The 12,581-nt window shown below is 35.9% G+C and carries 10 protein-coding genes; 8 read left to right on the plus strand and 2 right to left on the minus strand.

Annotation, left to right across the window (positions count from 1 at the left end; all coding sequences use genetic code 11):
* Nucleotides 1-101 precede the first annotated feature (101 nt).
* Together purF and AB6B24_RS08215 are read left to right on the plus strand one after the other, a co-directional pair.
* Nucleotides 102-1,601: an amidophosphoribosyltransferase gene (gene purF, locus AB6B24_RS08210; protein ID WP_311803179.1), complete on the plus strand. Its 1,500-nt coding sequence runs from the start codon at nucleotides 102-104 to the stop codon at nucleotides 1,599-1,601.
* Nucleotides 1,602-1,710: 109 nt separating this feature from the next.
* Complete coding sequence (locus AB6B24_RS08215; RefSeq protein WP_311803181.1) at nucleotides 1,711-2,334, plus strand: NAD-dependent epimerase/dehydratase family protein; 624 nt, start codon at nucleotides 1,711-1,713, stop codon at nucleotides 2,332-2,334.
* A 32-nt stretch (nucleotides 2,335-2,366) separates the two neighbouring features.
* On the opposite strand, the gene AB6B24_RS08220 is transcribed toward AB6B24_RS08215, so the two are convergent.
* On the minus strand, nucleotides 2,367-3,707 hold the full coding sequence (locus AB6B24_RS08220; RefSeq protein ID WP_311803183.1) for a hypothetical protein: 1,341 nt from the start codon (nucleotides 3,705-3,707) through the stop codon (nucleotides 2,367-2,369).
* Nucleotides 3,708-3,939: 232 nt separating this feature from the next.
* Between AB6B24_RS08220 and clpB the strand changes: the two genes are divergently transcribed.
* From clpB to AB6B24_RS08240, 4 genes are all read left to right on the plus strand, one after another.
* A complete protein-coding gene (gene clpB / locus AB6B24_RS08225; protein WP_311803184.1) occupies nucleotides 3,940-6,543 on the plus strand; it encodes an ATP-dependent chaperone ClpB in 2,604 nt (867 codons plus the stop codon).
* A 182-nt stretch (nucleotides 6,544-6,725) separates the two neighbouring features.
* Complete coding sequence (gene purM / locus AB6B24_RS08230) at nucleotides 6,726-7,748, plus strand: phosphoribosylformylglycinamidine cyclo-ligase (protein WP_311803185.1); 1,023 nt, start codon at nucleotides 6,726-6,728, stop codon at nucleotides 7,746-7,748.
* 27 nt (nucleotides 7,749-7,775) lie between these two features.
* A complete protein-coding gene (gene purN, locus AB6B24_RS08235; RefSeq protein ID WP_311803186.1) occupies nucleotides 7,776-8,324 on the plus strand; it encodes a phosphoribosylglycinamide formyltransferase in 549 nt (182 codons plus the stop codon).
* A 168-nt stretch (nucleotides 8,325-8,492) separates the two neighbouring features.
* Nucleotides 8,493-10,082 carry an ABC transporter ATP-binding protein gene (locus tag AB6B24_RS08240; RefSeq protein WP_311803187.1) on the plus strand — a complete coding sequence of 530 codons (1,590 nt, stop codon included), beginning with the start codon at nucleotides 8,493-8,495 and terminating at the stop codon, nucleotides 10,080-10,082.
* Nucleotides 10,083-10,132: 50 nt separating this feature from the next.
* On the opposite strand, the gene AB6B24_RS08245 is transcribed toward AB6B24_RS08240, so the two are convergent.
* Nucleotides 10,133-10,663, minus strand: coding sequence for a TetR/AcrR family transcriptional regulator (locus AB6B24_RS08245; RefSeq protein WP_058219847.1), 531 nt, complete (start codon nucleotides 10,661-10,663; stop codon nucleotides 10,133-10,135).
* Between the two features lie 129 nt (nucleotides 10,664-10,792).
* On the opposite strand from AB6B24_RS08245, the gene AB6B24_RS08250 reads away from it, so the two are divergent.
* The gene (locus tag AB6B24_RS08250; protein ID WP_311803188.1) at nucleotides 10,793-11,830 is read left to right on the plus strand and encodes an NAD-dependent epimerase/dehydratase family protein; all 1,038 of its coding nucleotides are present in this window, start codon (nucleotides 10,793-10,795) and stop codon (nucleotides 11,828-11,830) included.
* 136 nt (nucleotides 11,831-11,966) lie between these two features.
* On the plus strand, nucleotides 11,967-12,509 hold the full coding sequence (gene hpt, locus AB6B24_RS08255; RefSeq protein ID WP_003130055.1) for a hypoxanthine phosphoribosyltransferase: 543 nt from the start codon (nucleotides 11,967-11,969) through the stop codon (nucleotides 12,507-12,509).
* Nucleotides 12,510-12,581 lie beyond the last annotated feature (72 nt).

Genomic DNA, 12,581 nt, shown 5'->3' on the forward strand with positions numbered 1-12,581 from the left:
TTAACTTGAAAAAATTAAAAAAGTCCTATTAGGACTTTTTATTTCCAAACAATATAGATAGAATTAAAATATAATAAAAGAATCGATAGAGGGAAAAAATTATGTTTGGCAAAGAACAGACGCTTGATTTAAGAGTGCTGGGGAAGAATTCGTCCAATGAAAATAGTTGGTGGCAACAACATCCAGATGACGAACGATCTCATTTAAATGAAGAATGTGGACTTTTCGGCGTTTGGGGGCATCCTGATGCCGCTCGCCTGACCTATTTTGGACTTCATGCTCTCCAACATCGCGGGCAAGAAGGTGCAGGGATTTTGGTCAATAATAATGGCAAACTCAATCGTCATCGTGGTCTGGGTCTGGTCACAGAAGTTTTCCGTGACGAAAAAGATTTGGAAGAGCTGACAGGCTCAGCAGCCATTGGACACGTCCGTTATGCCACGGCTGGTTCAGCAAATATCAATAATATTCAGCCTTTCCAGTTTGAATTTCATGACGGAGCACTTGGGCTTGCCCACAATGGAAATTTAACCAACGCCCAATCATTGCGCTGTGAACTTGAAAAATCTGGGGCAATCTTCTCCAGTAATTCAGACACAGAAATCCTCATGCATTTGATTCGCCGTAGTCATCATCCAGAATTTATGGGCAGAGTCAAAGAAGCGCTCAATACGGTCAAAGGTGGCTTTGCCTATCTCATTATGACTGAAAATTCAATTGTCGCAGCCCTTGATCCTAATGGATTTCGACCACTCTCAATCGGTAAAATGAGCAACGGTGCACTTGTTGTGGCCTCAGAAACTTGTGCTTTTGATGTCGTTGGCGCCACTTGGATTCAAGATGTTCAACCCGGTGAAATCATTGAAATTAATGACGACGGCATTCATGTGGACCAATTTACTGACAGCACCAACATGACTATTTGTTCAATGGAATACATCTATTTTGCCCGTCCTGACAGTAATATTGCTGGAGTTAATGTGCATACTGCCAGAAAACGTTCAGGAAAAATTTTAGCCCAAGAAGCCCAAATTGATGCTGATATTGTCATCGGTGTGCCTAATTCATCACTCAGTGCCGCTTCAGGCTATGCTGAAGAATCTGGCTTGCCTTACGAAATGGGCCTGATTAAAAATCAGTATGTGGCAAGAACATTTATTCAGCCGACTCAAGAACTTCGTGAACAAGGCGTTCGCATGAAATTGAGTGCTGTTCGAGGTGTTGTAGAAGGCAAACGTGTCATTATGGTGGATGATAGTATTGTGCGTGGGACAACCAGCCGTCGCATTGTCAAACTCCTCAAAGACGCAGGCGCCGCTGAAGTTCATGTGGCAATCGCCAGTCCCGCTCTCAAATATCCATGTTTTTATGGCATTGATATTCAAGATCGTGACGAACTCATCGCAGCTACACACACGACTGATGAAATCAGAAAAGCTATCGGAGCGGATAGTCTGACCTATCTCAGCCAGACAGGACTTGTCGAGGCGATTGGTCATGATAAACTTTGCTTGTCATATTTTGATGGCGAATATCCAACGCCGCTTTATGATTATGAAGCTGACTATTTGGAATCGTTAGCGAAAAATAGCGTGAAATGAAAAACTAGAGGACTCACTCTAGTTTTTTTAGCTAAATTATAAAGCGATTATTTTAGATTACTCCTTTTAATATGTTAGGATAAGAAATAAAAGCAAGTGAGGTGAGCAAATGATTATTACAATAGTTGGAGGAACTGGACTGGTTGGCCAAGGAATTTTCAAAGAACTTGCTCAAGTTGCGGATTATGAATTACACAGTTTATCAAGAAATGGTAAATCTAAAGATAATCTAGTTGAGCCAGTCCTCTATCATTCCGCTAATCTAAATGAAACCGGTGATTGGCAAGAACTTTTACAAAAATCAGATTGGGTGATTGATGCGGTAGGAATTCTATTTCCAAGTAAATCAAAGGGAACAACTTATGAAAAAAATAGTATTCAACCAGCAAAAATAATCATTGATACAATAGTTGACTCAAAAAATCAATGTCTTTTTATTTCGGCAAACGATGGTCCCTTTTTCATGAATGACTATATGAAAGCTAAAAAAGAAGTAGAGGCTTATGGTAAAAAACGTTTGAAATCAAGATTTGTTTCTGTTTTTCCAGGAATTGTCTATGATGCTTCACGAAAAAGCAGTTATTTTCCAGCACGCCTATTGGAGCCACTCATAAAAATTCCAATTTTTTCTTTCTTAAAAAGTTATCGTCCAATTAAACGAAGTCAATTTGCTAAAGAGATTCATAAAATTATCGAAGGAAAAGAAAGTTCACTGACCTCTCGTATTAAATAAAAAACTCATGTTTAGACATGAGTTTTTCTAATTTACTTTGATTTTTTAAGAAGTGGAACTATTTTTGGATAAATAAGATAGGCGATGATAATTAAGATAATCAATGACGTAGCAATAAGATTCCATGATTTCATTAGTTCAATACTTCGAGCTGTAGGTATAGGAGTTGAAGTAATGACGAACAAGGTCTTGATAGATAAGCCATTTTTCATGATGATGAGTGAACCTAAAAGCATTAACAAAAATTGGTGAAGAATACTTCCGATATTTTGAATGGTATATTTTACCCAGATCCGTTTATCTTCAACGATATTAATAGTACTTTCATAGTCTTGAGTTAAGCTTGAATTTAAACTTCCTTTGAATAAGCTAGTAAGGAATAAACCTAGAGCAAATAGAGGACTAAAAACAATCAAAAGTAAACCTAGAAAAATGCCGATTAAAGAGTAGGTTTTGACATTATTTCCAAGTAAATTTTTGACCTTAGAGGCAAAGACAATTCCTAAAACATAAGGAAGATAAAACTGTAAAAATAAATGCTGATGACCATAAAAGCCAGCGACATACAAAGAACAAAAAAGAAATAAATAATTTCCCACTGCCCCATTAATAGCTGTCAAATATGATAATTTACGAGGGATATTTCTTTGAATTTTATTTTTGAAAAAATTCTTAGCGACAATATAGAGGGTGACCAAAAAGAAAAATCCGAAAATGAAATAATCAAATTCTAAACTATTGGCAAGTAGTCGACTTGAGCGTAATAGAAAGAGGCAAACAAAAAATAAAGCAAATAAAATAAGATATTTATATGAAGCTTTTTCTAAATCATTTGGATCAACTTTGTAATTGTCCAAATTTCCAACTAATTGGAAGGAGAGAAGATAAACTATTCCATAGAAGACAAAGAACAGGGGATATTTTAGAGAAGGGGATAAGACAAAAGAAAAGCCAAGGGTTAAAAATAAAAGTAAGCTAACTAAGGTTTTTCCTTTGATAAGCTGGTTAGTATTTTTTAGATAATAATTTACCGAAGTGTTTGACATAGGCAACCAAGCTGCACTCACTCCTAAAAGAATTCCGGATAAAGTATAGAAAGGAAAGTAGAAAGAACCCATAAATCCAAGCAAGCAACCAAGTAAACCGGCATACAATGAAATTTTTAAAAGACTATAGCTGTTGATTCTTGTTTTTATTCCCCTTATAAAGAATACGCCAGTCATTCTGAAAGTATAAAAGAGCAGAAAAGGAAGGAGGGCAAGAAGCGAGGTTCCTTTTGCAATTTGAATAAAAATCATGAATGGAAGGACAATAATTGTATTACTTAATATTAAGAGGGCAGACTTTCCCAAAGAATTTAGTTGTTGAGTCATTTTTCTCCTATCTTTTTATTTTGACATCTAAATCCATTATAAGGCAAAGTGTATTAAAAAGACAGCTTCACTAGTATTAGTACGCAAATAATTCATTTAAAAAGTGCAAATAAATTTTTATAAATAACGAATCAAAAAGTTTGACCATTACTGACCAAAGTATTATAATTAGAATGTAGTGAGAAAAAGATAATAATCACTACTAACTATGAAATCGAAATGAGGTGTTTTTATGGACATCGAAAAAATGACAACAACGATGCAAGAAGCACTTGGTTCAGCGCAACAAATTGCGCAAGTTCGTCATCACCAAGTGATTGAAGTTCCACATTTATGGCGAATTTTTGTTCAACCTAATAGTTTTGGGGCGAACTTTTATAAAGATTTAGGGATTGACCTAGATGACTTTACAAATTTAATTGAAAAAGAAATTGACAAAATTAATTCAGTAGAAGGTTCAAATATTACTTATGGTCAAAACCTAAGTCCAGATTTGTTCCAAGTATTTACTGAAGCAGACAAAATTGCGCAAAAAATGGGCGATGAATACCTATCAACTGAGATTATTCTCCTTGCCCTCTTTGAATTAAAACAAAATCCATTGATCAGTTATTTGGTCAGCCATGGACTAACAAAAGCAAAAGCGCAAGCTGCGATTGAAAAATTACGCGGAGGTGATAAAGTGACCAGTCAAAATGCAGAAGAAACATACAAAGCACTTGAAAAATATGGGGTAGATCTCGTTGCTCAAGTTAAATCAGGTAAACAAGATCCTGTCATTGGACGTGATGAAGAAATTCGTGATGTCATTCGAGTACTTTCTCGTAAAACAAAAAATAACCCTGTTCTTATTGGTGAACCTGGGGTTGGTAAAACAGCCATTGTCGAAGGATTAGCGCAAAGGATTGTCAGAAAAGACGTTCCTGAAAATCTGAAAGATAAAACAATCTTTTCACTTGATATGGGTGCCCTGATTGCAGGAGCGAAATATCGTGGTGAATTTGAAGAGCGTTTGAAAGCAGTCCTTAATGAAGTGAAAAAATCAGATGGACAAATTATCCTCTTTATTGATGAACTTCATACGATTGTTGGTGCAGGTAAAACAGAAGGTTCAATGGACGCTGGGAACCTTTTAAAACCAATGCTTGCACGTGGTGAACTCCATTTGATTGGGGCAACTACCTTGGATGAATATCGTAAATACATGGAAACAGATAAAGCACTTGAACGTCGTTTCCAAAAGGTATTGGTTACTGAACCTACTGTTGAAGATACGATTTCAATCTTGCGTGGTCTAAAAGAACGTTTTGAAATTCACCATGGAGTGACCATTCATGATAATGCTTTAGTCGCAGCAGCAACCCTTTCAAATCGTTATATTACTGACCGATTTTTACCAGATAAAGCCATTGACTTGGTTGATGAAGCCAGTGCAACAATTCGTGTAGAAATGAATTCACTCCCAACTGAACTTGACCAAGCTAATCGTCGCTTGATGCAATTAGAAATTGAAGAAGCGGCCCTCAAAAAAGAACGAGATGATGCTTCTAAGAAACGTCTTGAAATTATACGTGGTGAAATTGCTGAACTTCGAGAAGAAAATAATCAACTCAAAGCTCAATGGGAAGCTGAGAAAAAAGAAGTGGGCAATATTTCTGAAAAACGAAATGAATTAGAACATGCTCGCCACGAATTGGAAGAAGCTCAAAATGAAGGAAACTTAGAAAAAGCGGCAGCCCTTCGTTATGGTAAAATTCCTGAAATTGAAAAAGAACTCAAATCTATTGAAGAAAAAGCAAAATCAGATGATTTATCCTTAGTTCAAGAATCAGTCACTGAAGAACAAATCGCCGAAGTGGTTGGACGCATGACCGGTATTCCAATTACCAAATTGGTTGAAGGTGAACGTGAAAAATTACTTCACTTGCCAGAAACACTGCATCAAAGGGTCGTCGGACAAGATGAAGCGGTTGAAGCCGTATCTGATGCCATTATCCGTGCACGTGCAGGGATTCAAGACCCTAACCGTCCACTTGGCTCATTCCTCTTCCTCGGTCCAACTGGGGTAGGTAAGACGGAGCTTGCGAAAGCTTTGGCTGAAAATCTCTTTGATTCAGAAGAACATATGGTTCGGATTGACATGAGTGAATATATGGAAAAACACTCAGTTTCTCGTTTAGTCGGAGCCCCTCCAGGATATGTCGGCTACGATGAAGGCGGACAATTGACCGAAGCGGTTCGTCGTAATCCTTATACAATCATCTTGCTTGATGAAATCGAAAAAGCACATCCAGATGTTTTCAATATCTTGTTGCAAGTTTTGGATGACGGTCGTTTAACTGACTCTAAAGGTGTTCTCGTTGACTTTAAGAACACAGTGTTGATTATGACTTCAAATGTCGGTTCGCAATATTTGCTGGATAATGTTGGAGAAAATGGTGAAATTTCGGAAGAAACAACTGAAAACGTGATGGCTCAACTTCGGGCACATTTCAAACCAGAATTTCTAAATCGAATTGATGATACCATTCTTTTCAAACCATTAGTACTTGAAGACATCAAGAATATTATCGTTAAAATGACTAGCCAACTTTCACATCGTCTTGAAGAAATGGACGTTCAACTTGAGTTGAGTGAAAAAGTAAAAGTTTGGATTGCCGAAAATGCTTATGAACCGGCTTATGGTGCACGGCCACTCAAACGTTATTTGACAAAAGTCATCGAAAATCCATTAGCTAAGCTGATTATCGGAGGAAAAATTCCACCAAAATCAAAAGTAATTGTAACACTTATAGATAACAAGATTGACTTTGATATTCAAAAAATTGCTGAATAAATAGAAAAAAGCCGTTAGCTGATGCTGGCGGTTTTTTATATTTGATAGACAATTACAGTTGAAATGATTTGTTATTTCCGAACGATTCAATCGAAAAGTTTCAGTACTACCCGCTGGAACTTTTTTTATGTTTGAAAATCATTTAACATGGAAGTAGAATAAAATAAATCAGAAAATGGAGAATGACAGTGTCTGAGAATGCGTATGCAAAATCTGGGGTAGATGTAGAAGCAGGGTATGAGGTGGTTTCTCGTATTAAGAAGCATGTGGCTAAAACCGAACGTTTGGGTGTGCTTGGGGCACTGGGTGGTTTTGGTGGAAGTTTTGATTTATCTGTGCTTGATGTCAAAGAGCCTGTATTGATTTCGGGTACAGATGGTGTGGGAACTAAATTGATGTTAGCTATTCAAGCAGACAAACATGACACGATTGGGATTGATTGCGTGGCCATGTGCGTCAATGATATTATTGCTGCTGGGGCTGAGCCGTTGTATTTTTTGGATTATATTGCCACAGGGAAAAATATTCCTGAAAAATTGGAGCAAGTTGTGGCTGGAGTGGCCGAAGGTTGCTTGCAAGCAGGAGCAGCGCTGATTGGTGGAGAAACAGCTGAAATGCCCGGAATGTATGATGAAGATGATTACGATTTAGCTGGTTTTGCTGTGGGTGTGGCTGAAAAATCACAATTAATTGATGGTGAAAAAGATGTGGAAGCGGGCGATGTTTTGCTTGGTCTTGCCTCATCTGGGATTCATTCTAATGGATACTCTTTGGTTCGGAAAGTTTTTGCTGACTTTGATTTGAATGAATCATTGCCTGAACTTGACCAATCTTTGATTGATACTCTTTTAATTCCGACAAAAATCTATGTCAAAGAGCTTTTACCCTTGATTAAACAAAATAAAATAAAAGGAATTGCTCATATTACAGGCGGAGGATTCCATGAGAATTTACCAAGAATGTTCGGAAATAGCTTGTCAGCTGAAATTGTTGAAGGTTCTTGGAATATTTTACCAATTTTCAAAGCTCTTGAAAAATATGGGAATATCAAACATGAAGAAATGTATGAAATTTTCAATATGGGAATTGGAATGGTAATTGCTGTTGCTCCTGAAAATGCTGAAGCTCTCAAAAAAGAGTTGAATGCATTTGAAATTGGTAAAATGGTCAAAAGACAAGATTCAGCAGTAGTGATTAAAAAATAATCTTTTTCATTGAGAATAGGGGATAGCATGAAAATTGCGGTATTTGCATCAGGAAATGGCTCAAACTTTCAAACACTAGCTGAACAATTTCCAGACCAAGTGAAATTTGTTTTTTCAGATCATCATGATGCTTATGTACTTGAACGTGCTGAGCGATTAGGGGTGGCAAAGGCAAGTTTGGAATTAAAAGAATTTTCTTCAAAAGTGGATTATGAGAAGGCTTTGGTGGAAATTTTAGAAGACCAAGAAATTGATTTAATTCTCTTGGCGGGCTACATGAAAATCATTGGTGCGACGATGTTATCAAAATATAAAGGAAAGATAATCAATGTTCACCCTTCTTATCTTCCGGATTTTGCCGGTTCACCTCATGCGATTGAAGACTCACATGAGGCAAAAAAGGGGTTGGGAATCAGTATTCATTATGTTGATGAGGGTGTTGATACTGGGGAATTGATTGCTCAAATCCCGCTCGCTTATCACGAAAATTTAGAAGTCTATGAGCGTTCTGTTCATGAAGCAGAGCACAAGCTCTATCCAGAAGTCGTTCGCCAAATTATACTTCATCAGCAATGATGAAGTTTTTTCTTACGTTTTAGCTTAATAAAAAAAATAAGAGAAAATTTTCAGTTCTTTTAAGAAAATAAAACATCTAGAATACTTTTGTAAGCGCTATTTACTTTTGAAATTTAAATGCTAAAATGTAGTGGTAACATAATCTTAAGTAAAATAAGAGAAGGAAAAATGGTAAAGTATCTTAAAGAATTCAAATTTGAAAATTTTATGGTTTTCTTACTTATCACGATTGATATTGCTCTTGCGGTCTTGAGTTCGGTCTTTTTAGCAAATGTGCTCAATTCTTTGATTGCAAAAGAGATGAATCAATTTTTCTTATGGTTAGCTATTGATATTATCCTTTGGTTGGTCGATAGTTTTGTTCAAGGAGCGCGTGATGTTTGGAAAGAAATTGCCATACAAAAACAGCTTAATGCTGTACGCCGGGATATCATTGAGCCTCTGACGGAAATTTCTTATTCTGATTTTGAAAAAAATAGTAAGGAAGATTATAATTCGTGGTTAAATAATGATACAAAACTACTTTATGATAATGGTTTCCACCAGATTTATTTTGTTTATACGGGAATTGTTGCGATGCTATTCTCAGGAATTGCTATTATCTTTTTCCACTGGATATTGCTTTTGACAACCCTTTTGGTTGGAGCACTTTTGTTCTATTTTCCAAAAATGTTTAAACAATCAGTGGAACGAGATACGGAACAAGTGTCGGAACTTGCAAATGATGCCTTAGCGACATCTACGGATTACTTGCGTGGTTATGAAGTGCTTTATCATAATAAACAATTGGGTCTTATGCAAGAGCGAACCATGGGAAAATTTAATCAATTAGCTACGGCGAATGTGAAATTAATTTTTACCCGTGCTTGGATGCAGTATTCTTTATTAGGGACTAGTATGTTAGGGCAGTTTTTGATTTTAGCTGTTGCCGGTTTTCTTATCATGAATGGGCAAATTGGCATTGGTGTTGTCATGAGTGTCGGAAATTTGTCAGGAACAGTAACTAATTACTCAAAAAGTGTAGCAAATAGTTTAATATTGCTCAATGCAACGGGAAAGCTGTTAGAGAAATATGGAAAAATTACTGACGAATCAAAAGTTACTGACGGAGAAGAAGTGACAGCTTTTGAAAGTAAGTTAGAATTAAAAAATCTGGCTGTTGCATTTCCTGATGGGCAAAAAATTGAATATCCAGAAATTGTCATTGAAAAAGGAAAAAAATACGCGATTATTGGCGATAGTGGAAGTGGAAAATCAACCTTGATTAATTTGTTGGTTGGGAATAAGCAAGACTATGAAGGAGAAATTTTATTAGATGGGAAAGATTACAAAGGAATTAATCGAAAATCTTTACCTCATGTGATGAGTGTGATTATGCAATTTCCCTATCTTTTTAAGGAAACAGTAGAAGAAAATTTGACTTTAGGGCGTAAAATTTCGCCAGATATCTTTGATAAGTCGATTAGAATTGCTTGTGCTGATGACTTTGTATTTAATAAACTTGATACGGTTTATGATAAAAATTTATCAGGAGGTCAGCAAGAAAGATTATCTGTTGCTAGAGAATTAATGGGCAGTAAGCCAATTTTAGTGATGGATGAAAGTACGGCGAGTGTTGACAAAAAAACAGCTCTAGCTGTAGAAAAAAATATTTTAGAAAATCCTGATTTGACGGTGATTATGATTACACACCATCTATATGATGAAACTCAAAGTTATTTGGATGAGGTGATTCATTTAGGACAGGAAATTGCTTAAAAAATAAATTTATATTAAAAAGACACGTGCAAGTGTCTTTTTATTTTTACTTAAATTGTAACAATTTTTCTAATGAGTTCATGTATTTCTTCAATTGGCTTATCTTGACCGTTCATTAACCATTTGCGCCAAAGAGCATAAACTCCATTTGCGACAAAAGTAATGAAATATTCGTCATTTGTTTTTTCATAAAATTTCTCAATTTCTTCAATATAAATTTGACGAATAATTGGTTCGTAACCTTGACTTTCAGAAAGGAAGAGGTCATTTTTGAATTCTTCAAAGAATTTTAATTGGTTTTCAATTTTTGAACTGGCAGAAACATTCTGACGAATGATTTCAAAACTTTGAGAAATTTGAGGCTGATAGTATTGATAAATGACCTGGTCAATGGACTCAAAGTTACGATAAAAAGCCATTCTGCTAACTCCGGCTCTTTTACAAACGTTTGAAACGGTGAGTTGAGCAAGATTTTTTGGTTTTTCGGATGTTTTTTGAATTCCTAATAGTTGCAAAATAGCTGTAGTAATAAAATCTTTTGTATCGTTTTTGATAGTTTGGGAATAGTTTGTCGCTGCCATTACACTTCTCCTGATTGTGTCACACAAGCTTTTCAAAGGCTTGTATTTTTAACACTTCTATCGTACAATAATTTTACATAAGTTTCAAGTGTAACAGATGTGGATTAAGAAAAATAGAGGAAAAATTAAATGACAAATACAAATAAAAAAACAATTCTTGTAACAGGTGGTTCTGGATATATTGCTATGTTTATCATGATTGCTTTATTGAAAAAAGGCTATCGAGTACGGGCGACATTGCGGACGATGTCTCGACAAGAAGAAGTGAAAAAAATGATGGCACAAGGCGGAATTTCAGATTTTACAGATTTAGGTTTTGTCCAAACTGATTTGACAAAAGAAGAAGGCTGGAGTCAAGCCATGACTGGTGTTGATTCTGTGATTCATGTGGCTTCACCAACGCCTTTGCAACGTCCTGACGCTGATGATTTAATGGTGAAAATGGCTATAGATGGAGTGAAGTTTGTGATGAAAGCAGCCAAGCAAGCAGGAGTTAAACGAGTGGTTTTGACCTCAGCATCGGGAGCAGTTTTAGCGGGGCATAAGCATCATCCAGAAATCTTCACAGAGAAAGATTGGACAAATCTTGATGCTCCAATTAATGCATATCAACGTTCTAAAACGATGGCGGAAATGGAGTTTTGGAAACTTGCAGAAGCTTATGGTATTGAAGGAGCATCGGTTTTACCTACAGCTGTTATGGGTCCAATTCTTGGAAATGATTTTTCACATTCTAGTGCGGCTATAAAAAATATGTTTGAAGGTAAAATGCCCAGACTTTTAAATTTAGCATTTGATTATGTTGACGTTCGTGATGTTGCTGATTTACATTTGCTAGCTCTTGAAAAAGATGAAGCGATTGGTCAACGTTTCATTGCAACTTCAGGCCAAAATATTACTTACAAAAAGCAAGCCGAGTTTTTGAAAAAGGAATTTGGTACAAAAGCTAAAAAAGTATCTACTCAGGTAATTCCCGACTTTTTTGTTAAAATTTTAGCTCGATTTGATAAAAGTTTGGCGATGCCAGCTACATTTTTGGGGCAAAACACAGCTTGTTCAAATGAAAAATCAGTTAAACTTTTAGGCTGGAAACCACGTTCAGGTGAAGCAGCGATTATTCAAACGGCACAAACGATGTTGGATTTGGGAGTTATTAAAGTTGATTAAGAAAATTATGGTTTTGAAAATTTTCTATTTCCGAACGTTGTAAGCTAAAAAAGACCAAAGTCAGACTTCTGGTCTTTTTCTTCTCTCTAAAAAAGTCTAAAATAGAAACATATTGTGAAAAAAATTGGAGAGAAAAATGCATCCACATTTAAAAGAAGTTTTATTTACCAGAGAACAAATTGCCGAACGTGTCAAAGAACTTGCGGAAGTTGTTTCACGCGATTATGAGGGAAAAAATCCACTTGTTGTTGGAATATTAAAAGGGTCAATCATGTTTACGGTTGATTTACTTAAAGAATTATCAATTGATGCTGAAGTTGATTTTATGGATGTTACCAGTTATGGTTATGGGATTTCATCTTCTGGAGAAGTTAGAATTTTGAAAGATTTATCAACCGTGGCTCATGGACGTGATATTTTGATTGTTGAAGATATCATTGACACTGGAAATACTCTGCTCTATCTTAAAAAATTGCTGACAGGACGTCAAGCGCATTCAGTAAAAATTATCTCTTTATTAGATAAACCAAGTGGTCGTAAAGTTGATATTGACGCTGATTATGTTGGCTTTGAAGTGCCGGATGCCTTTATTGTGGGCTATGGAATTGATTATGCGGAACGTTACCGTCAGTTGCCATATATTGGAATTTTCAATGAAGAGTTTTTAATTAAAGACTAAAAGTAATTTCCGAACAATTATAATAAAAAAAGCCCAGTTTTAAAACTGGTGCTTTTTATTTCCAAACGATAA

This window comes from Lactococcus sp. AK05, assembly GCF_041026685.1.
Lineage (GTDB): Bacteria > Bacillota > Bacilli > Lactobacillales > Streptococcaceae > Lactococcus > Lactococcus lactis.

Coding starts and splice junctions, on each gene's coding strand:
- purF (WP_311803179.1), top strand. CDS start 102: ATGTTTGGCAAAGAACAGACGCTTGATTTAAGAGTGCTGGGGAAGAAT.
- clpB (WP_311803184.1), top strand. CDS start 3,940: ATGGACATCGAAAAAATGACAACAACGATGCAAGAAGCACTTGGTTCA.
- AB6B24_RS08250 (WP_311803188.1), top strand. CDS start 10,793: ATGACAAATACAAATAAAAAAACAATTCTTGTAACAGGTGGTTCTGGA.
- hpt (WP_003130055.1), top strand. CDS start 11,967: ATGCATCCACATTTAAAAGAAGTTTTATTTACCAGAGAACAAATTGCC.
- AB6B24_RS08220 (WP_311803183.1), bottom strand. CDS start 3,707: ATGACTCAACAACTAAATTCTTTGGGAAAGTCTGCCCTCTTAATATTA.
- purN (WP_311803186.1), top strand. CDS start 7,776: ATGAAAATTGCGGTATTTGCATCAGGAAATGGCTCAAACTTTCAAACA.
- purM (WP_311803185.1), top strand. CDS start 6,726: ATGACAGTGTCTGAGAATGCGTATGCAAAATCTGGGGTAGATGTAGAA.
- AB6B24_RS08215 (WP_311803181.1), top strand. CDS start 1,711: ATGATTATTACAATAGTTGGAGGAACTGGACTGGTTGGCCAAGGAATT.
- AB6B24_RS08245 (WP_058219847.1), bottom strand. CDS start 10,663: ATGGCAGCGACAAACTATTCCCAAACTATCAAAAACGATACAAAAGAT.
- AB6B24_RS08240 (WP_311803187.1), top strand. CDS start 8,493: ATGGTAAAGTATCTTAAAGAATTCAAATTTGAAAATTTTATGGTTTTC.